Origin of the sequence: Novosphingobium terrae, from assembly GCF_017163935.1 — a bacterium.
In the GTDB taxonomy this organism is placed as follows: Bacteria; Pseudomonadota; Alphaproteobacteria; order Sphingomonadales; family Sphingomonadaceae; genus Novosphingobium; species Novosphingobium terrae.
This window is the reverse complement of the sequence record NZ_JABVZR010000001.1, coordinates 3,799,699-3,819,285: the sequence shown is the minus strand read 5'-3', so window position 1 is coordinate 3,819,285 and position 19,587 is coordinate 3,799,699. Positions and strand designations below refer to the sequence as shown.

Below are 19,587 nucleotides of genomic sequence, written 5' to 3'. Positions count from 1 at the left end.
GAAAGCTGCGCCGGATGCTTTGCCCTTTTCAACGCTGCGCATCAAGCATTGTGCCTTGCAACTTGCTGAATTGCCCGCTCGGGCCCTGTTCATCTTGGCGCTCATCTTGGCGTTCATCTTTGCGGAGATGACGCGTGGTTTTTCAGCGGCTAAGGGCCGGATATGACGCGCACGCATCATCTGGGCCCCGTGCTGGCCGCCGCCGCCGGGATCGCCACCTTCGCCGTGATGGACGCGCTGATGAAGGGGGCCTCCATGGTGCTGGGGGTGTTCACGGCGCTGATGTGGCGCAATCTGCTGGGATCGGTGCTGACTCTGGCGGCATGGTGGGCGGCGGAGCGCATCAAGGGGCAGCGGATCGTCTGGCCCGCGCGGGCCATGCTGCTGGTGCATGCCCTGCGTGCCGGGCTGGTCTGCGCCATGGCCAGCCTGTTCTTCTGGGGGCTGGTGCGCACGCCGATGGCGGTGGGCATGGCGCTGTCGTTCATTGCGCCGCTGATCGCGCTTTATCTTTCCGCGCTGTTTCTGGGCGAGCCGATCACGCGGCGCGCGCTCTGGGCCTCGCTGATCGCCCTGCTGGGTGTGGGCGTGGTGGCGGCGGGACGGCTGAGCGACGGCGTGGCCGATTCGCTGGACTCGCGGCTGGGGCTAGGGGCGATCCTAACCTCGGCGGTGCTCTATGCGGGCAATCTGGTGCTGCAGCGCCATCAGGCCCAGCGTGCCGCTCCCTTGGAGATCGCCTTTTTTCAAGGGCTGTTCATCGCTTTGATCATGCTGCCCTTGTCGCCCTGGCTGGCGGTGCTGCCGGGGCAGGGCGCCTTTGGCTGGAGCGCGGGCGCGCTGGTGGCCGGAGCGGGCGTGCTGGCCTCCGTCTCGCTGGCGCTGCTGGGCTGGGGCTGGGCCCGGGCCGAGGCGCATCGGCTGTTACCCGTTGAATACAGTGCATTTATCTGGTCCGCGCTGATGGGCTATCTGTGGTTTCACGAGGCGCTCAGCCTGTGGACTCTGGGCGGCGTTGCGCTCATCGTGGCGGGCGTATGGGTGGGCACCGCGCAGCGCGGGCAGGTGACCGAGCAGGACGGTCTGCCGGGCGAATTGACCAGCTGAGCCACCAATTCAGGACTTGAATTGCTGTTGAAAGTCAGTATCAAAAACGCAGGGGTTCTATCGGTAAATTTTACCGACCACCCTACCTTCGGCATACTTGACGAGTTCGCTGCAAGCGCGCAGGGGCTTCCCAACATCAATGCACCTTTTCCGCAAAGCAGCATGGCGCGGACGGGATTGATCCCCGAAGCGCGGCGGCCTTTTGCGGTCTGGTGACAGCCGAGGGAAACACGCCGCATGACTCAGGTCGGACAGGACGCTCTGAAAACCCGCAGCACTCTGAATGTTGCCGGTCGCGAGGTGGCATATTATTCGCTGAAGAAGGCCGCCAGCCACATTGGCGACATCAGCCGCCTGCCCTTCAGCATGAAGGTGCTGCTGGAAAATCTCCTCCGCTTCGAGGACGGCGGTTTCACCGTCTCCACCGCCGACATTCAGGCGGTTGCCGATTGGCAGAAGAACCCCACCGAATCGCAGAACGAGATCCAGTACCGCCCGGCGCGCGTGCTGCTTCAGGACTTCACCGGCGTGCCTTGCGTGGTCGATCTGGCCGCCATGCGCGATGCCATCGCCAAGCTGGGCGGTGACACCAGCAAGATCAACCCGCTGGTTCCCGTGAACCTGGTGATCGATCACTCGGTGATGGTCGACGAGTTCGGCACGCCCAAGGCCTTCGAGCAGAACGTCGAGATCGAGTATCAGCGCAATTTCGAGCGTTATGACTTCCTCAAGTGGGGCTCCAAGTCGCTCAACAACTTCTACGCCGTGCCCCCCGGCACCGGCATCTGCCACCAGGTGAACCTTGAGAACATCGCTCAGGCGGTGTGGACCAGCAAGGATCAGGACGGCACGCTGGTCGCCTATCCCGACACCTGCGTCGGCACCGACAGCCACACCACCATGGTCAATGGCCTTGGCGTGCTGGGCTGGGGCGTCGGCGGCATCGAGGCCGAGGCCGCGATGCTGGGCCAGCCCGTCTCGATGCTGATCCCCGAGGTCGTCGGCTTCAAGTTCACCGGCGAGCTGAAGGAAGGCGTCACCGCCACCGATCTCGTGCTGACCGCCACCAACATGCTGCGCAAGCATGGCGTGGTGGGCCGCTTCGTCGAGTATTACGGCCCGGGCCTCGCCGGCCTGACGCTGGCCGACCGCGCCACGCTGGCCAATATGGCTCCGGAATATGGCGCCACCTGCGGCTTCTTCGGCATCGACGAGAAGACGCTGGACTACATGCGCCTGACCGGCCGTGAGGAAGACCAGATCGCTCTGGTCGAAGCCTATGCCAAGGAGCAGGGCTTCTGGATCGACCCCGCTGTCGAGCCGATCTTCTCCTCCACGCTGGAGCTGGATCTGGGCACTGTGGTGCCCTCGCTCGCCGGTCCCAAGCGCCCGCAGGACCGCGTGTCGCTGCCCGACGTGGACGATGTGTTCAACGCCGACATGGCGAACGTCTACAAGAAGGCCCAGACCCGCGTTCCGGTCGAAGGCAAGGACTTCGACATCGGCGACGGCGACGTGACCATTGCCGCCATCACCAGCTGCACCAACACCAGCAACCCCTCGGTTCTGGTCGCCGCCGGTCTGGTCGCCAAGAAGGCCGATGAGCTGGGCCTGAAGCCCAAGCCCTGGGTCAAGACCTCGCTGGCTCCCGGCTCGCAGGTCGTCACCGACTATCTGGAGCGTGCCGGCCTTCAGTCGCACCTCGACAACATAGGCTTCAACCTCGTCGGTTACGGCTGCACCACCTGCATCGGCAACTCCGGCCCGCTGGCCGAGCCGATCAGCAAGGCGATCAACGAGAACGGTCTGGTTGCCGCCGCCGTCATCTCGGGCAACCGCAACTTCGAGGGCCGCGTCTCGCCCGACGTGCGCGCCAACTTCCTGGCCTCGCCGCCGCTGGTCGTCGCCTATGCCCTGAAGGGCACGGTGATCGAGGACTTCACCACCACCCCGATCGGCACGTCGACCGAGGGCAAGGACGTGTTCCTCAAGGACATCTGGCCCACCAATGACGAGGTCTACACGACCATGTCGGGCTGCATGGACCGCGCCATGTTCCAGGCCCGCTATGCCGACGTCTACAAGGGCGACAAGCACTGGCAGGCGATCAACGTCACGGGTTCGGAAACCTACGGCTGGCGCGCCGGTTCGACCTATGTTGCCAACCCGCCCTACTTCGAGGGCATGACGATGACCCCGGCCCCCGTGACCGACATCATCGAGGCCAAGCCGCTGCTGATCCTGGGCGATTCGATCACCACCGATCACATCAGCCCTGCTGGCAACATCAAGGCCGACAGCCCTGCCGGTGAATGGCTGCAGGCCCATCAGGTCGCCAAGGCCGACTTCAACAGCTACGGCGCGCGCCGTGGCCACCATGAAGTGATGATGCGCGGCACCTTCGCCAACATCCGCATCAAGAACGAGATGGTCCCCGGCATCGAGGGCGGCTTCTCGCGCTATGGCACGGAAACTGGCGCCGTTTACGACGTGGCCCAGAAGCACAAGGCTGACGGTACGCCGCTGGTCGTGATCGCGGGCAAGGAATATGGCACCGGTTCGAGCCGTGACTGGGCCGCCAAGGGCACCAACCTGCTGGGCGTGCGCGTGGTGATCGTGGAAAGCTTCGAGCGTATCCACCGTTCGAACCTGGTCGGCATGGGCGTGCTGCCGCTGCAGTTCAAGGATGGCGACACCCGCCAGAGCCTGGGCCTGACCGGCGACGACAGCTTTACCATCGAAGGCCTGGCCACCATCAAGCCCCGTCAGGACGTGGTGGTGACCGTGAAGCGCCCCGATGGCACCAGCTTCACCTTCACGGCGCTGTGCCGCATCGATACCGCCAATGAGGTCGAGTACTTCAACAACGGCGGCATCCTGCAGTACGTGCTGCGCAAGCTGGCCGGCTGATCCTTTCGATCAGCGTTGCAAATCAGGAGGGCGTCCCCGCAAGGGGGCGCCCTTTTGTTATGGGGCTTATTCGGCGTGGTCCGGATCGTTGCCGTAAGCCTTCGTCAGGCTGCGCAGATAGAAGAACCAGATGATCGCGGCGGCGGGCAGATAGGTGATCAGCGCGTGTGGGTCATAGCGATGGCCCCAGTCGCGCCATGGGCCGGTGGTGGCAGCAGAGATCAGCCATGCCAGCGTGACGGTGATCGTGGCGCGCAGGGCAGGGCGCAGGCGGCGGAAGGCCACCATCTCGATCAGCCATGTCAGGATCATCACCGTCAGCAGGGTGCGGATGGCAAGGCCGATCAAGGCATAGAGCTGCGCGTCGGTCATGGAGCGTCCTGAAAGAGGGAGAGGCATGCTGAGCATGGGCGAAGGGTTGGGGGCCCGCAAGTTGCAAGCGTTTGGCCCGCCGGATCGGCGCGGTGGATTGCGCCGGGGGTGCGCCGAACATGCGCTTTTGCGCCTGTCCTGACTGACTCTTAGCCGTGCGAGACCTGCATCGGCGGCTCGGGGCGCGTCTTTGCAGTAGACCAGCGCCAGCGGGTGGTGCCATCCGCCTCTTCGCCCAGTCTTTCGAAGCCCAGCCTGGCGTAATGGTCGCGCACCATCATGTTGCGGTCGGTGGGGCGATAGGTGCCTTCCAGCCAGAGCACGCCCTGTTCGCGCGCGAGGCGGCTGATCTCGTTCAGCACCGCATCCTCCACGCGGCGGCCCAGCACGCGGCAGCTCATCAGCCAGAGATCGATGTGCCATGTGTCCGGCGCGGAGGGGGTGAGGACCAGCGTGCTGATCATGCCATTGTCCCCGAAGCGGTCGGCGAGGCGAACCTGCAGCGTGGTGCCTTCGCTGCGTTGCTCGATGGCGGCGATCTCCACCTCGGTGTAGCGGCGGGTGGTCAGGTTGAACTGGTTGCTCTTGTTGATGAGCTGGACGATGCGCTCGCGCCCCATCGCGTCGAAGGGAGCGAAGCGGATCTCCATCTCCAGTGAGGCGAGGTAGGAGTCCAGATCGTCGCTGGCCTCCAGCAGCTTGGCGCGGCGGGCGTTGTCCTGATAGAAGCCGGTGCGCGCGGCATCTTCCGCCGAAAAGCCGGTGGCCTCGAAATAGCCCGCCAGCGCCAGCACGCGCGTGTAGAGCGCCGGATCTTCGGGCAGTTCGGGGACGGCCACCTCGGGCAGGCGCTGGCGGATGATGGCGCGCTCCGCCGGATTGTCGTCTACGAAGACGAAGGAGGAGAGGCCCAGCGAGAGTTCCTCGGCAATGGCGCGCAGATTGGCGGCCTTATCCACCCAATTGGCCTGAAAGACGGCGATATGCTCCTCGCGCAGCACCATATCGGGGTGCTCGCGGAAGACCTGCCGGGCAGTGGCCTCCTCATTCTTCGAGCAGACCGCCAGCACGATGCCGCGCCCATGCAGCGCCAGCGCCTGCTGCTGCAGCGCCAGATGCGCCTCGCCCACCGGATCGCCCTGGCCCAGCCTGATGCCGCCCATGCCGTCGTCACCGATGATCCCGCTCCACAGCGTGTTGTCGAGATCGAGCACCAGCACGCGCCGCGCTTTGCCGCGCAGCGCGCCCAGCAGCCGCCCGACATGATCGGCGTAGAAGGGCAGGCAGGCCATGGCGACGGGCAGCTTGGCCAGATGCCACTCGCCGGGGCTGAACCAGTTGCCCGTGCCCACCGTGCCCGCCATCGACGCCACATCGAGCAGCAGATCGGGGCTGGCTGCCAGATCCTCGATCAGGGCCTGATTGAAGGCGCGGATTTTGGCGCGCAGGCTGCCCGGCCAGCGGGCGTCGAAATGGCCGAAGAGCGGTTCGGGCGGCTCGGCCAAGGTCTGCACGATGGAGAGCGCCTTACCGTTGTTGCGCAAAGCCTGACGCAGGCCGCGCAGCAGAGCGAGCGACTCCTCCACACCGCTTTCACCGGTAAGCGGCAGATCGCGATGGTCCAGTGCCAGCAGCACCGCATCGCAGCCTGCTGCATTGATGGCCGAAGACGGATCGAAGGCCTGCTGGGCGATCTGGCCGAAAGGCGCTGTCACACACTCCAGATCGACACCATGGCGCGCGGCGCTGCCCACCAGCTGCACCGCCAGCAGATCGAGCGTGCCCGTGCCCAGAACCCCCAGTTTGAACGGCGTCAGCGGCGCCAAGGAACGGCCCTGTCCGCGCAACTCGGCCATCACCTTGGCCAGCCGGTCAAGCTGGTTGGCGTTCAGCGCATAGCCGGCCAGTCGCTGCACCTCGGCACCGGGATGCTCGGCTTCCGGCAGGGCGCGCATCTGCTGGCGCAGATCCTGCGGCGCAGTGGGCAGCCAGGGCAGGCCCAGTTCGAAACTCTGTGTCACCATGGCGGGGGGCCTCAGTTAGCAAATGGCATCAGATCAACCCGAACATCTGGGTGATGGCGCTGATCGCAAAGCCCATCGCCGCGCTTTTCATCAGCTCGCGCGAGGTGACAGGCAGGTTGGCGTTGAACACCACCGTCACCAGCGAGGCGAGCCCTGCCGAACCCAGCAGCACCCACCAGCGCGGAAAGATCGCATGCTCGGCGGGGGCGGGCCACTCCAGCACCAGCGGCAGCAGCCGGTTGAGCATAAAGCCGAAGCATGACGCGATCCAATGCGCGAGGAAACGCGCCCAGTTCTCGCCCAGCTGGTTGGAGGGCAGCGGGTTCATCGCGCGCCCAGATCGGCAGGAGCTTTATCGGCCGGGGTCTCCTCGACAGGGACCTCCTGAACAGACATGCCGTTCCCGCCAAAGCGCATATCCATGATCAGCGTGTCGATCAGCCGCTCGAAATAATGGTCCTGCAGCTCGGCCTCGTCGCCGCGCAGGGCGATCTTGCGATGGGCGGCGCGGATCTGCCACTCGATCATGTCGCGCCATGAGGCCAGATCGCGCGCCGCGATCACCTGCTGCGCCCAGGCGATCAGCATCACGATCAGCCCCAACACCGCGATCAGCAGGGCCAGCGTGTAAGACCTTTCGTAATGCGAGCGGATCTCAAGGCAGTAGAGCGTGGTGCCGATCATCCCGGCCAGCCCGGTCAGCGACAGAACATCGATCAGCCGCCCATACCACCGCCAGAACAGCGACAGAGGCTGCGCTTGCGGCAGCTGAGGCGTGACAGGTTCGATGCGATCAGTCGTCATGCAGGATCTGTTCCTTCAAACCGAGATCGTGCCTTTCGGGCTGTTGATGGCGTGCGGAAGGTTAAGAAGATGTTGCGGTGCAGCACAGGCCGGACAGGCCCGGCTGCGGGCTGCGAAAAAGGGGGCGCGCCGCGATCACGCCGCACCGCGCAGGGCCCTTGCCACAATGCGCCAGAGCGGCAGCGGCTGCGCGGTTTCGACATAGTCGCGCACCCCCGCGATCAGGGCTTGCGCCTCCTGCTCGGGCGGGGGTTGGCAGGGGGCAAGCGTGTCGATCCGGTCGAGCAGCGCCAGCAGATGCTCCGGATCGCGCGCGACATGGACGCCGGGCAGATGGCTGAAACGCTGCACCGTGGCGATCTGATGGCCGTTGCGATGCTCGCCCCGCTTGTGGTCGCGGGCCAGGATGATGATCGGCTTGCCCAGCTCCATCGCATTGATGATCGAACCGATTCCGGCATGCGAGATCATCAGCGAGGCCTGTGCCTGCAGCGCGCGAAAGCGGGCGGGATCGATGAAGGTCTCGCTCTTCATCGCGGTGGGCACATAGCGCGAGGGGCCGATCTGGGCGATCACCTCCTGCTCGCGATGCTGCGCCGCCCAGCGGTCCACCGCGGTGACCAGGCGATCGAAGGGCAGCTGGGTGCCAACCGAGAGCAGGATCACAGAACGCGGCCCAGATAGCTGATCTGTTGCTGCGGGCAGGCCAGATGCTCCCATTGCGTCAGGCGCAGATCGGCAAAGCCCCGGGCGAATTTGCCGCTGAGCGAGAGTTCCTCGCTGTTGGCCACGCTGTCGGTCCAGATGGTGACGGCGCCCAGCATCTTGCCGATCAGCAGCGCCACCGCGCCCGGCGCCGCGCCGGTGGTGATCACCACATCGGGGCGAAAATCGCGCAATGTCTTCACGATACCGCCGATCGAGCGGACCAGCAGCCAGGGCGTATCGCGCGATCCATCCATGATCTGGGCCACGGGGCGGGTGCCGAAAGGCGCTGTCAGCCCATGGGTGGTGCTGATGAACAGACAGTCGAGATGCTGCACGGCGGGCGAGAGCCGTGTCAGCTCGATCCAGTGGCCGCCCGAAGAGGCGATCAGCGCCACACGCTTTCGATCAGGCGCCTGCCGGTCGGGCAGCTGCCGATCTGAAAGGGGGCGATCTGAAGGGAAATGCTGCGGGGCCGTCACCGTGTGCGTGCTCCAGTCCAGACGATCCTGTTCCCGGGTTCCATCCACCTCAACCTATTGCAAAGTCCGAGAAGATCGTCGCACATTGCTGCAGGGGTATCCGTAGAACCACCGCAGCATATGCCCCTAAGAGGTAGCCTAGTCGAAGGCGGCGGCGACTTGCAAACGGATTTGTCGCAGATGCGGCCATTTGTTTTTGCAGTGCGGCGTATCATTTTTGGGCGGTTGATCCCGCAATGCAGCACGGCCATCATGATGGCCGATTGATCAGGAAAAAATGCTCTATGATTCTGCCCCGGCGCAAATCTTCTCTCCCCTCCACCGATGCGGGCGATCGCATCTATGCGGTGGGCGATGTGCATGGGCGTTTCGATCTGATGCAGGCGCTGATGGAGAAAATCGCGCAGCATCATGCCGATCTGCCGCCCACCCAGGGCCTGCACATCATCTTTCTGGGCGATCTGATCGACCGCGGGCCGGACAGTCTGAAGGTGCTGGACTATCTGGCGCAGGCGCAGCGGCGGATGCCCGGCATGATCGTGCTGCTGGGCAATCATGAGGAAGTGCTGCTCAAGGTGCTGGAGGGTGACCAGCGCGCCCTGCGCAGCTGGCTGACCTTCGGCGGCGCGCAGACTCTGGAAAGCATGGGCGTGGCCGTGCCCGGTCCGGACGATGATCTGGACGACTGCCTCACCGCGATCCGGCGGGCCTTGCCGATGCAACTGGCCTCATGGTTGCGCCGCCTGCCGCTGACGGCGCATTCGGGCGACTATTTCTTCTGCCATGCCGGCGTGCGCCCCGGCGTACCGCTCAAGCGGCAGAAGCGTGAGGATCTGCTGTGGATTCGCGATGACTTCCTCACCGATCAGTCCGGCCATGGCGCGGTGATCGTGCATGGCCACAGCATTCATCCGCAGGTGGACATGCATGCCAACCGCATCGGCATCGATACCGGCGCCTATGCCACCGGCGTGCTGACCGCGCTCTATCTGGAAGGTGACCGGCGCGAGGTGCTGCAGGTTGGCTAGGACGCTGTCCTGTCCCTCCCGCCCCAAGCTGTCAGCCTCTGGAGAAGGGGAGGGCGAATTCTCCGATCTGGTTGCTTTTTAACAGAGCGAAATCGCGGCATGACTCTGACCATCTCGCAGGTGCGGCAATTCGTCTCTTCACGCCCGGGCTGGTGAATTGACACTACGTAAAATTATGGTGCAACTGCTAACACAGATGTCCTCTGACCATTGAGGCTTGATCGTGACACAGATTCAGGAAGCCTCGGATACGGGGGAAGGATGGAGTGGACGTGTCACAGGCAGGATGATCCTGCTGGGGGCGGTCACCGCTGTGTTGGCGGCCATGTCACTGACGGGGTGTTCCGGCTCTTTCGGCCATTCGCCGCTGGCGCAGGGGCCGGGGGCCTATAAGGTCATTCCGGCGCCCGATGACGATGGCAGCGTGCCGGAATACCGCATCGGGCCGCTCGATTCGGTCGATGTCACCGTGTTTCAGGAAGCCGATATCTCGGCCAAGGGCATTCCGGTCGATGCGGCGGGTGATATCGCCATGCCGCTGATCGGGCGGGTGCATGCCGCGGGCAAAACCTCGGTGGAGCTGGCCGATTTCGTGGCTCACCAATTGGGTGAGCGTTACTATGTCAATCCGCAGGTGACGGTCTCGGTGGCCAGTTCGGTCTCGCAGCGCGTTACGGTGGAAGGGCAGGTGACCGAGCCGGGGATCTATCCGATCCATGGCGCCACCACCCTGCTGGATGCCATCGCTCTGGCCAAGGGCGAGACGGAGAATGCCGCCTATCGTCAGGTGGCCATCATCCGCATCCAGAACGGCAAGCGCACCGGCGCGGTCTTCGACATCAGCCATATCCGCCGGGGCGAGGACAAGGACCCTCAGCTGCTGCCGCGCGACGTGATCATCGTGGGCCATTCGACCGGCAAGCAGGTCTGGCACGATCTGTTGCGGGCGGCGCCTCTTCTCAACGTCTTCGCGCAATTCTGACCCTCTTGAACGGAGCATACAGCGGATGAATGCCCAGCAGGCCGTTCACGGGGACCACCATCATCACGCCGCCGACACCCATGGGGTGAGCGCGGTCGAGCATGACAATGACCTGCTCGATTTCGAGGCCTTGCGGCTGACTTTGGTGCTCAACCGGCGCCTGATTGTGCTGATTCTGGCGCTGGGGCTGATGCTGGGCGTGGCCTCGGTAGTGTTCATGCCGCGCATCTACACCGCGCGGGGCAGCGTGCAGATCGACCAGCAGGTCCGCAAGGTGCTGGCGACCGAGGACACCGATCCGCAGACCAGCACGCAGGATGCCGACCGTTTCCTGCAGACGCAGGTGGATATTCTCAACAGCCGGGCGATGGCCAAGCGCGTCTCCGATACGCTGGGCCTGTCCGCCAGCGATGCTTTCCTCAAGCGCACCACCGGCCACGCCCCCAGCAACCTTGAGCCGGGCGAGCGCGAAGACCGCGTGATCGATACGCTGCAGCGCAATCTGATCGTGGATCTGCCGCACAACTCGCGCGTGGTAGGCGTGATGTTCAAGAGCCGCGATCCGGTGCTGGCGGCGCAGATTTCCAACACCTTCGTGGCCGAATTCATCAAGGGCAACATCCAGCGCAAATTCTCCGCCTCCAGCTATTCGCTCGATTTCCTGAGCAACCAGCTGGGCGTGGCCAAGAGCCGTCTGGAGGACTCCGAACGCACGCTGATCACCTATTCGCGCACCGCCGGGCTGATCGATGCCAGCACCGGCGCCGCCGTGCCGGTGGGCCAGCCGCAGGGCCCGCAATCGCTGGTGACGGCCAATCTCGTTGAGCTGAACCAGCGCCAGGCCACCGCCAAGGCCGATCGCCTTCAGGCCGAGGAGCGCTGGCGCCAGGCCAGCAACACCCCGCTGATGCAGCTGCCCGAGGTGCTGAGCAACAATGCTGTGCAGCAATTGCTGCAAAATCGGGCGCAACTTTCCTCAAAACTGGAAGAGTTGCGCGCGCGCCTCAAGCCCGATCACCCCACGGTGATTCAGGCCACCACCGAACTTGAAGAGCTGGACAAGGAAGCCCGCATCCTTGCGGAATCGATCCGCGGCTCGATCCAGAACCAGTATCTGGTGGCGGTGCGTCAGGATGAAGCGATCCAGTCCGCTGTGAACGGGCTGAAGAGTGCCACGCTCTCCGAACAGGATCGCAGCGTGCGCTACAACATCCTCAAGCGCGAGGTGGACACCAACCGCCAGCTCTATGACAGCCTGCTGCAGCGCTACAAGGAGGTCAGCGCGGCCTCGGGCGTGGCGGTCAACAACATCACGCAGGTCGATGTGGCCGAGCCGCCGCGCAAGCCGACCTCGCCGCGTGCCATGCTGAACATGGCGGTGGCGCTGGGCGGCGCGGTGGCGGTGGCCGCCATGGCGGTGCTGCTGCGCTCGCGCATGAGCAACACGATCACCGATCCGCGCGATGTGGAAACAAGGCTGGGCCTGCCCCTGCTGGGCGCGGTGCCGATCGACCCCACCGGCGAGCCGCTGACCACGCTGCTCAGCCCCAAATCGGACATTGCCGAGGCCTATCATGCGATCCGCACGGCCATCGAACTGTCCTCCCGCGCGGGGACGCCGGCCTCGATCCTGCTGACCAGCAACCGCCCCTCCGAAGGCAAATCGACCAGCAGCTTCGCCCTGGCGCGCGATTTCGCCCTGCTGGGCAAGCGCGTGCTGCTGATCGACGCCGACTTGCGGCGCCCGACGCTGCATCGTCTGCTGGATGTGGACAATGCCGAGGACGGTTTCTCCACGGTGCTGGCACGGCAGATGGAGATCGGTCAGGCGGTGGTGACCACGCGCATCGAAAACCTGAGCTTCCTGCCTACCGGTCCCATTCCGCCCGATCCAGCCAACCTGTTCTCCGGCCCGGTGCTGCGCGAGTTGCTGGAAGGCTTGCGGGCCAGCTACGATCTGGTGGTGATGGACTCGCCGCCCGTGCTGTCTTTGGCGGACACTTTGGAGCTGACTTCGGCGGCGCAGGCGACGATTTTCGTGCTGGAGGCAGGTTCGGCGCAGATCAAGGCGATGCGGCAGTCGTTGCAGCGCTTGCAGCGCTCGGGCGGGCATGTGCTGGGGGCGATCGTCAGCAAGTATGATGCGCGCACGGCCAGTGGGACGCACGGCTATGCTTACGGTTACAGTTACGGCGAATAAGAAGGTTTAGAAGGGAAATGCGAGGGTGTTACACCCTCGCGCTCCCGGGTTTGTCTACGTTGCGTATAGGGTTCGGTGTTGCGCCCAGATTGCCGCGCCGCAGGCTTGAAAGCCGCCAGCACAGCTCATCGTTCATACACTTGACTGCCTGCGGCGCTCTGCATCGCGCATGTGGAGAGGCTGGGCGCGGGGATCGGGTGCTGCTGCCCTTTCGTCGGAAGACGTCATGGGAGCGCGAGGGGGTAACCCCCTCGCATCTTCTCTTTTCTTCCTGCCCCTAAAAACCTTACTTCCCCTTCCCCTACCGATCCACTCGGCCTAAACGCCATCGCTTCGTGATTTTCCGGAAGCTTTCATGACGCGTACCCAATCGATTCTGCTGTCCCTTGTGCTGGGCCTTGCCGTGGGTCTGGCGATCCGCGCCTATGGCCACGAAAGCCTGCTGGCGGGGGTCAGCGCGATCCAGCCTTTGGGGCAGATGTGGGTGCGCGCCTTGCAGATGACGTTGATCCCGCTGGTCTTCGCGATGGTGGCGCATGGCGCGGCGGATGCGGTGGCGGGTGGTCGCGGCGGGCGGTTGATCGGCACGACGCTGGCGGTGTTCGTGGCGCTGCTGGGGCTGACGGCGGTGATCTGCACCATCACCACCGAGACGGTGCTGCATCTCTGGCCGGTGCCGCCGCATGCTCTGGCGGGGCTGGCGGATACGCCGGGGCAGAAGCTGCCCTCCTTTGCCGAGCAGTTGCTGGCGATCATTCCGGACAATCCGGTGGCGGCGGCGGCCAATGGGCAGATCTTTCCGCTGGTGATCTTTGCGTTGGCTTTCGGGCTGGCGATTGCGCGGCTGAAGGACGGGCAGGGGAAGGCGTCCACCTTGCCCGCCACGCTGGGTCAGGTGGCGCAGGCGATGATGGTGATCGTCGACTGGGTGCTGGTGGCCGCGCCCATCGGCATCTTCATTCTGGCGCTGGGTCTGGCGACGACCTCCGGCCTCGCGGTGGCGCGGATGCTGGCGATCTTCGTGGCGCTGTGCCTTGGTAACAGCGTGGTGATGGCGCTGGTGTGCTATCTGCTGGTGGCGGTGCTTGGTGCCGAGAGGCTGAGCCGCTTTGCCGCCGCCGTGGCCCCGGCGCAGGCGATGGCGGCGGGCACGTCGTCGTCAATGGCCTCGACGCCGGTGATGCTGGAGGTGGCGCTGGAAAAGCTGCGCCTGCCCGAGGATGTGGCGGGTCTGGTGATCCCCATGGCGGTGTCGGTGTTCCGCATGGGCACGGTGGCCAATGCCATTCCCGCCGTGCTGGTGGCGGCGCATGCGGCGGGGATCGAACCGACGCTGACGCAACTGATGCTGGCGGGCGTGGCGGTGGTGCTGGGCTCGATGACGGCGGGTGGCCTGCCGGGGGCGGCGGTGATCTATGCTTTCTATGCGCCGGGCCTGCAGGTGCTGGGCGCGCCGCTGGCAATCATGCCGCTCTATATCGCGGTGATCGCTCTGCCCGATCCGATCATCACCGCCTCCACGGTGACCGGAGACCTCACCGCTGCCACGCTGGTGGCAAGGCTGATGCGGCGAAAGGCGTAATGGTCTTGCTGCGCCAATCTGCCATATTTCGCCGCTAGGCTGCGCCGCACTTCAGGCTAAAGAGATTTCATGACCGACAAGACTCCCCCGCAGAACGACACCTCTTTCAACCCCGATCGCCGACTGGTGCTGGGCGGCATCGCCGCCGCCATCGGCGCCGCCTCGGTGGAGAGCCCGGCGCAGGCCGCCACCACGCGCCGCAAGGTGCTGACCGGCGGGGCCCTGTCGGACGGCGCGGTGGATGCCGCGCTGCGCGAGAAGATCGAGAACGTTGTGGTGATCTTCTGCGAGAACCGCAGCTTCAACAATCTCTTTGCCGATTTTCCCGGCCTTCAGGTGCCGCTCTCGGTGGTCGATCCCGAGACCTACAAGCAGCGCGACCGTGACGGCACGCCGCTCAAGACCCTGCCGCCGATCTGGAACGGCATGGTGCCCGACAAGCAGGTGGTGGAGCACAAGGAGTATCTGATCGCTCAGGGCGATATCACCGGCCTGGCCAATGCGCCTTTCGCGCTCAAGACGCCCCAGGGCGATCCGCTGCCGCATGGCGTGGTGACGCGCGATCTGGTCCATGCCTTCTACAACAACCAGCTGCAGATCAACGATGGCAAGAACGATGGCTTTGTGGCCTGGGGCGATTCCGGCGCTCTGGTGATGGGCCATTATGGCGAGGCCTCGGCCAAGCTGCGCCTGTGGACCATCGCCCGCGAATTCACCCTGTGCGACAACTTCTTCATGGGCGTGTTTGGCGGCTCCTTCGTCAACCACCAGTATCTGATCGCGGCCCGCCCACCCTTCTATCCCGAGGCGGACAAGAGCCCGGCCAAGGGCGGCATCACCAAGCTTGATCCCGGCGATCCCAAGGGCCTGCGCCCCATGCTGCGCGAAGGCTCGCCCGCCAGCGCGATGGAGGGCCCGGCCAAGTTCACCACCAATGTGCTGACGCCGGATTTCTACGCGGTCAACACCATGACCCCGCCCTATGCGCCCGCCTACAAGCTGGACCCGGCCAAGCCCGGCTATGCCGACTGGACCAGCCCCAGCACGCTGATCCCGCAGACTCACAAGACCATCGGCGATGTGCTGAGCGACAAGGGCGTGACCTGGGCCTGGTACAGCGGCGGCTGGGGCACGGCTATGGCCGGTGGCACCACGCCCGATTTCGCGGGCAAGGCCAGCTTTCAGGTCCACCACCAGCCCTTCAACTATTACAGCCGCTTTGCCCCCGGCACCGCCGACCGTGAGGAGCATCTGCGCGATGCGGGCGAGGGCGAGAGCCCGCGCACCAACAAGCTGCTGGCCGATATTGCGGCGGGCAAGCTGCCGGCGGTCACCTTCTACAAGCCGCAGGGCAACCTCAACATGCATGCCGGCTACTCCGATGTGGAGGCGGGCGATCAGCATCTGGCGGTGATGATCGACGCGCTGCGCAAGAGCCCGCAATGGGGCAAGATGCTGGTGGTGATCACCTTCGATGAAAACGGCGGCTGGTGGGATCATATCGCCCCACCAAAAGCCGACCGCTGGGGCCCGGGCACGCGCATTCCCGCCGTGATCGTCAGCCCGCATGCCAAGAAGGGCCATGTCGATCACACGGTCTATGACACGGGCTCGATCCTGCGCTTCATCACGCGCCGCTGGGGGCTGGAAATGCTGCCGGGTCTGGCTGACCGCGACATCGCCATGCAGGCTGCCGAGGGCAGCAAGCCGGGCGATCTGACCGCCGCGCTGGATCTGGCGTAAGGGATACGGGGCCGGGCGGAATAAAACTCCGCCCGGCCTTCGCTTTATGGCGTTTGGGGCCGGGGCGCGGGCAGTCTGCGCGCGCCCATGTGCATGGCCAGCGGGATCAGCGCCAGCACGATCGAGAGGAACATCTGGTCGATCAGCATGCCGCCGATCAGCTCGCTCTCGGCGAAATTGTTGCAGATGCAGAAGACGATCACCGAGAACAGCAGAGAGCGGCTCTGCGCGGGCATGCCCTCGGCCAGCATCAGGCGCTGGGCGGGGGCCAGCAGCAGCACGACCACGCCAAGGATCGCGCCCGGCAGGCCGATCGTCACCAGCAGATCGAGATAGCCATTGTGCCCGGCGGGCGCCTCCTCGGCCACCCAGCCGTTGGTCAGATGCAGGATCGGGCTGGCCGCGCCCACCTGCCAGAAGGAGGCGAAACCGGCCCCCGTCCACAGATGCTGCTTGGTGTAAAGGATCAGCGCCAGCCAGATCTGCATGCGGCCGGTAAAGGCATTGGGATCGTCCAGCTGCTCCAGCGCATCGCTGTAGAACACGCCGCCGATGGCCAGCATGAGCGCGAGTGCCAGCCCGACATAGATCAGCGTCTGCGATCCCTTGCTGATGCGCAGAAAGCGCACGCCGTAGCCGCACAGCAGGGCGATGGCGAGGCTGCTCATCGATGATTTGGACTGGGTGAACCACAGGAAGATCACCACGGCACCCAGCACCGCATTGCGCAGCATCACCGGCATGGTGCGCCGGTCGAAAGCGAAGAACATCACTGTCAGCGCGCAGGCGGGGCCGGCGATGTTCTTGTGGATCATGGCGCCGCGCCAGCTGCCCGCCTCGGTGGAGGCATCGCCGAAGACATAGCCGTGGATGCCATGCGGGCTGAACATCACCGCCAGATAATTGGCGGCCAACAACGCGATCATCACCGCGCGGATATAGAACAGGGTGCGGCCATAGCCCAGCTCGTTCACACAGCGGAACAGCAGCCACATCGACATCACCGCCAGCACCAGCCGCCGAAAGCCGATCAGCGGCACGTCGGACCAGGCCAGCGTAAAGAGGCAATAGGCGAAAAGGCCCAGCAACGGCCAGGGGATCGCAATATTGGCCTCCATCCGGCTGGGCCGCCAGCAGCACAGGGCCATCATGCCGACAACGGCGATCACGATGATCTGGTTGACGCTGCTGCCGTCGCCCGCATGCGGATCGCCGACGCCGCCCATCAACCCGTTCATGTCGATCATCTCGAAGAGCAGGAAGGCCGAGAGGCAGAAGGCCGACCAGCGCAGGCGCCACATATCCTTGACGGGCGGCGCGAAGCTGCGCGGGGTTTGTCTGCCCCTTGCGGCGGCTGTACGGCTGTCGGTGATGCTGGTCATGCCTTGGCGACCTCCCTGAAAGCCATGCCGGTCTCGGCGCCGGTTGCCGCGTGTTGCGGCGCGATGCCATGTTCGCCGAGCAGCGCCACATAGCGGTCGATCAGTGCCCGGCTGCCGCGCATCATGCCCAGCCGTGCCGAACGCTCCGCCCAGAGGCGATAGGTGGCCGGATCATCCAGCAGGCTGCCCAGCGCACGGGCAAGCGCCTGCGGATCGTCGAGCGGCACGGTGAGGCCGCAAAGCGCGCCATCCTCTCCGGTGACGCCCTCGATCTGCACCGGCACCTGCGAGACCACCAGCGGCAGGCCGAGGCGCGCGGCCTCGATCAGGGCCAGACTGTGCCCTTCAAACAGGCTGACCTGCGCGAAAACATCGGCCTGAGCGGCGCGGCGCAAGGCCTCTTCGCGCGGCATCTGGCCCAGCAGGGAAACGCGGTCTTCCAGCTTCAGTTGCGCGATCAGGGCGCGCAATTCGGCTTCGTCTTCGCCCGCGCCGATGATCTCCAGCCGGGCCTTGGGGAGCAGGGCCATGGCGCGGATCAGTTGGGGGTGGTTCTTCTGGCGGGACAGGCGCCCCACCGCCACGATCAGGCCTTGCGTGGCGCTTGTCCGCTGATGGTCTGCGGCGATGGCATCGACCATGCGTTCCACCCCCTCGGGCAGGGCATTGTGGATGGTGCGGCGCTTGGCGCGATAGCGTTTGGGCCAGCTGTCGAAGGAAATGCCCACCGCGTCCGACACGCTGACGATGGCCGCGACGCAGGGCAGGCAGCCCGTCCAGCGGTCGATCCGGTTGAGCGCGCCCTGATAGGTGAAGGCAGGCGTGTGATGCGAGAGCACCACCTTCGTCCGCACCCCGGCCAGCGTGGCGGCCAGCGGAAACAGCACATTGGCCAGCGGCATGGCGGTGATCACCACGTGAGGCCTGTGGCGACGCAGCCAGCCAATCGTGGCGGCCAGCAAGGCCAGACCAGCGGCGGCACTTCGCAGCGGGCTGGGGGCGATGAACTGCCAGCCGTCGCTTTGGGCTTCAGCGGCTTCCTCTGCGGCTTGGGGGTAGAGGCCCAGCAGGCCGGTCCGGAAACCGCGCCCGCTCAGCCCATGGGCCACATCCTGCCAGATTTCGCGCAGGCCGCCCGGCGTGGTGTGGGTGATGGCGAAGACCACCTGCGACGAAACGTTATCGGCCATGGCTTGGTCCTTGCTGCGGAGCGCGCGCCGGAGGGGGAGGGATCAACCCGGCCAGCCTGTCCGCGAGATAATGCGTGGCAAGGATGGCTCCGGCGCGGTTGAGATGGGTGTCATCCTGATAGAGCGCGGCATCATTGCGCCATGCGGTCGGCAGGAAATCGGGGCCGAAGCGGCTGAAATAACGCGGGTTGCGCGGCAGATCCGTGGGACCGAACATCGGCAGGCCGACAAAGGCCAGCGCCACATGGCGTTGCCGCGCCAGATCGGCGATCGACTGCATGTAATGATGATCGATCGCCAGCTGCATGTCCTCCGGGAGGAAGGGCAAATGCGAAATCGTGAAGCGGTTCTGTGTGGCCAGACTGGCCTGCGCTCGCGCCTGCATCTGCGCCAGCGGCATGGTGGCATTGCCGTTGCGCCAATGGCCATCGGGCAGGCGATAGCCCAAGGTGCGGTCGAGGTCGGTGCCGAGATAGGCTTCGGGCCGGAAAGCACGGTCCACGCCAAACCAGCCGGGCGCCACCTGTTCCGCCGCATTGAGCAGATTGCGATAGGGCACCGCCAGCAGGTTGGAGACATAGAACTTGTTCACCAGCAGCGGGGCCGAGGCGATCTGGCCGGGGCTGGCCATCTCCTGAAACATGGGGTGCGAATAGACCATGAAGCCATCGTCGGTCAGCACCAGCAGGCGGACCTCGGGATGGGCGTTCAGCAGATCATGCACCAGCAGATCGTGATAGTCGCGCCCGGCCTGCACCACCGAGAGATTGGCGACATGCACCGTGCGGCCCAGCTTGGCGCTCAGCAATTGCTGCAGCAGGCCGGGGCTGATCCCCGATTCCAGCCGGGATGAGCCGATGATCGCCACGTCGATGGGGGCGGGGTCGAAATGGATGCGCTCATAGACCCAGCGGGCGTGGAACATCTCGCTGCCAGCGGCGCGCTGGGCGGCGATATAGCGGTCGAAGGGCAGCGTGAGCAGCACCGCCAGCAGCACCGCAAAGCCCGCCACCATGCCCAGCAGATACAGCGCGGTGCCGGGCGGGGCTGTTTGCGGTTCGGGCTGGGTCATGCTG

The 19,587-nt window shown here is 65.1% G+C and carries 17 protein-coding genes; 8 read left to right on the top strand and 9 right to left on the bottom strand.

What is annotated here, in order from left to right; translation table 11 throughout:
• The first annotated feature begins 162 nt into the window (after nt 1-162).
• From HGK27_RS17065 to acnA, 3 genes are read left to right on the top strand one after another with little or no spacing between them, the layout of a single operon-like run.
• On the top strand, nt 163-1,107 hold the full coding sequence (locus HGK27_RS17065; protein ID WP_206242086.1) for a DMT family transporter: 945 nt from the start codon (nt 163-165) through the stop codon (nt 1,105-1,107).
• A gap of 21 nt (nt 1,108-1,128) precedes the next feature.
• Nucleotides 1,129-1,323: a hypothetical protein gene (locus HGK27_RS17060; protein ID WP_206242084.1), complete on the top strand. Its 195-nt coding sequence runs from the start codon at nt 1,129-1,131 to the stop codon at nt 1,321-1,323.
• A gap of 21 nt (nt 1,324-1,344) precedes the next feature.
• Nucleotides 1,345-4,017 carry an aconitate hydratase AcnA gene (gene acnA, locus HGK27_RS17055; RefSeq protein ID WP_206242082.1) on the top strand — a complete coding sequence of 891 codons (2,673 nt, stop codon included), beginning with the start codon at nt 1,345-1,347 and terminating at the stop codon, nt 4,015-4,017.
• Between the two features lie 66 nt (nt 4,018-4,083).
• Here the strand turns inward: acnA and HGK27_RS17050 are convergent, their stop codons facing one another.
• The 6 genes from HGK27_RS17050 to HGK27_RS17025 form a co-directional block, all read right to left on the bottom strand.
• Nucleotides 4,084-4,389: a hypothetical protein gene (locus HGK27_RS17050; protein WP_206242080.1), complete on the bottom strand. Its 306-nt coding sequence runs from the start codon at nt 4,387-4,389 to the stop codon at nt 4,084-4,086.
• A 149-nt stretch (nt 4,390-4,538) separates the two neighbouring features.
• Nucleotides 4,539-6,413 (bottom strand): HAD-IIIC family phosphatase, encoded by a 1,875-nt coding sequence (locus HGK27_RS17045; RefSeq protein ID WP_206242078.1) that lies wholly within the window; start codon nt 6,411-6,413, stop codon nt 4,539-4,541.
• 28 nt (nt 6,414-6,441) lie between these two features.
• Nucleotides 6,442-6,741: a hypothetical protein gene (locus HGK27_RS17040; RefSeq protein ID WP_206242076.1), complete on the bottom strand. Its 300-nt coding sequence runs from the start codon at nt 6,739-6,741 to the stop codon at nt 6,442-6,444.
• A complete protein-coding gene (locus tag HGK27_RS17035) occupies nt 6,738-7,217 on the bottom strand; it encodes a hypothetical protein (protein WP_206242074.1) in 480 nt (159 codons plus the stop codon). Before HGK27_RS17035 ends, HGK27_RS17040 begins: the two co-directional genes overlap by 4 nt.
• A gap of 135 nt (nt 7,218-7,352) precedes the next feature.
• Nucleotides 7,353-7,883, bottom strand: a complete 531-nt coding sequence (locus HGK27_RS17030) for a glycosyltransferase (RefSeq protein WP_206242072.1) — start codon at nt 7,881-7,883, stop codon at nt 7,353-7,355.
• The gene (locus HGK27_RS17025; protein WP_206242070.1) at nt 7,880-8,452 is read right to left on the bottom strand and encodes a glycosyltransferase family protein; all 573 of its coding nucleotides are present in this window, start codon (nt 8,450-8,452) and stop codon (nt 7,880-7,882) included. Before HGK27_RS17025 ends, HGK27_RS17030 begins: the two co-directional genes overlap by 4 nt.
• Nucleotides 8,453-8,688: 236 nt before the next feature.
• Here HGK27_RS17025 and HGK27_RS17020 point away from each other — a divergent pair, with 236 nt between their 5' ends.
• The 5 genes from HGK27_RS17020 (at nt 8,689) to acpA (ending at nt 15,939) form a co-directional block, all read left to right on the top strand.
• Nucleotides 8,689-9,432 carry a metallophosphoesterase family protein gene (locus HGK27_RS17020; RefSeq protein WP_206242068.1) on the top strand — a complete coding sequence of 248 codons (744 nt, stop codon included), beginning with the start codon at nt 8,689-8,691 and terminating at the stop codon, nt 9,430-9,432.
• A gap of 223 nt (nt 9,433-9,655) precedes the next feature.
• Nucleotides 9,656-10,414, top strand: coding sequence for a polysaccharide biosynthesis/export family protein (locus HGK27_RS17015; protein WP_206242066.1), 759 nt, complete (start codon nt 9,656-9,658; stop codon nt 10,412-10,414).
• Nucleotides 10,415-10,439: 25 nt separating this feature from the next.
• A complete protein-coding gene (locus HGK27_RS17010; protein ID WP_206242065.1) occupies nt 10,440-12,614 on the top strand; it encodes a GumC family protein in 2,175 nt (724 codons plus the stop codon).
• Nucleotides 12,615-12,969: 355 nt separating this feature from the next.
• Nucleotides 12,970-14,196 (top strand): dicarboxylate/amino acid:cation symporter, encoded by a 1,227-nt coding sequence (locus HGK27_RS17005; RefSeq protein WP_206242063.1) that lies wholly within the window; start codon nt 12,970-12,972, stop codon nt 14,194-14,196.
• A 69-nt stretch (nt 14,197-14,265) separates the two neighbouring features.
• Nucleotides 14,266-15,939 (top strand): acid phosphatase, encoded by a 1,674-nt coding sequence (gene acpA, locus HGK27_RS17000; protein WP_206242061.1) that lies wholly within the window; start codon nt 14,266-14,268, stop codon nt 15,937-15,939.
• Nucleotides 15,940-15,983: 44 nt separating this feature from the next.
• Here the strand turns inward: acpA and HGK27_RS16995 are convergent, their stop codons facing one another.
• The 3 genes from HGK27_RS16995 to HGK27_RS16985 are packed head-to-tail and all read right to left on the bottom strand — an operon-like array spanning nt 15,984 to nt 19,583.
• Nucleotides 15,984-17,321, bottom strand: coding sequence for an O-antigen ligase family protein (locus HGK27_RS16995; RefSeq protein WP_206242059.1), 1,338 nt, complete (start codon nt 17,319-17,321; stop codon nt 15,984-15,986).
• The gene (locus tag HGK27_RS16990; RefSeq protein WP_206242057.1) at nt 17,318-18,511 is read right to left on the bottom strand and encodes a glycosyltransferase; all 1,194 of its coding nucleotides are present in this window, start codon (nt 18,509-18,511) and stop codon (nt 17,318-17,320) included. Before HGK27_RS16990 ends, HGK27_RS16995 begins: the two co-directional genes overlap by 4 nt.
• A complete protein-coding gene (locus tag HGK27_RS16985) occupies nt 18,501-19,583 on the bottom strand; it encodes a hypothetical protein (protein ID WP_206242056.1) in 1,083 nt (360 codons plus the stop codon). The genes HGK27_RS16990 and HGK27_RS16985 overlap by 11 nt, the downstream gene beginning before the upstream one ends.
• Between the last annotated feature and the right edge of the window lie 4 nt (nt 19,584-19,587).

Excerpts from the sequence above, each read along its gene's own strand:
- HGK27_RS17065 (WP_206242086.1), top strand. The coding sequence starts at position 163 with ATGACGCGCACGCATCATCTGGGCCCCGTGCTGGCCGCCGCCGCCGGG.
- acnA (WP_206242082.1), top strand. The coding sequence starts at position 1,345 with ATGACTCAGGTCGGACAGGACGCTCTGAAAACCCGCAGCACTCTGAAT.
- HGK27_RS17050 (WP_206242080.1), bottom strand. The coding sequence starts at position 4,389 with ATGACCGACGCGCAGCTCTATGCCTTGATCGGCCTTGCCATCCGCACC.
- HGK27_RS17045 (WP_206242078.1), bottom strand. The coding sequence starts at position 6,413 with ATGGTGACACAGAGTTTCGAACTGGGCCTGCCCTGGCTGCCCACTGCG.
- HGK27_RS17040 (WP_206242076.1), bottom strand. The coding sequence starts at position 6,741 with ATGAACCCGCTGCCCTCCAACCAGCTGGGCGAGAACTGGGCGCGTTTC.
- HGK27_RS17035 (WP_206242074.1), bottom strand. The coding sequence starts at position 7,217 with ATGACGACTGATCGCATCGAACCTGTCACGCCTCAGCTGCCGCAAGCG.
- HGK27_RS17020 (WP_206242068.1), top strand. The coding sequence starts at position 8,689 with ATGATTCTGCCCCGGCGCAAATCTTCTCTCCCCTCCACCGATGCGGGC.
- HGK27_RS17010 (WP_206242065.1), top strand. The coding sequence starts at position 10,440 with ATGAATGCCCAGCAGGCCGTTCACGGGGACCACCATCATCACGCCGCC.
- HGK27_RS17005 (WP_206242063.1), top strand. The coding sequence starts at position 12,970 with ATGACGCGTACCCAATCGATTCTGCTGTCCCTTGTGCTGGGCCTTGCC.
- acpA (WP_206242061.1), top strand. The coding sequence starts at position 14,266 with ATGACCGACAAGACTCCCCCGCAGAACGACACCTCTTTCAACCCCGAT.
- HGK27_RS16995 (WP_206242059.1), bottom strand. The coding sequence starts at position 17,321 with ATGACCAGCATCACCGACAGCCGTACAGCCGCCGCAAGGGGCAGACAA.
- HGK27_RS16990 (WP_206242057.1), bottom strand. The coding sequence starts at position 18,511 with ATGGCCGATAACGTTTCGTCGCAGGTGGTCTTCGCCATCACCCACACC.
- HGK27_RS16985 (WP_206242056.1), bottom strand. The coding sequence starts at position 19,583 with ATGACCCAGCCCGAACCGCAAACAGCCCCGCCCGGCACCGCGCTGTAT.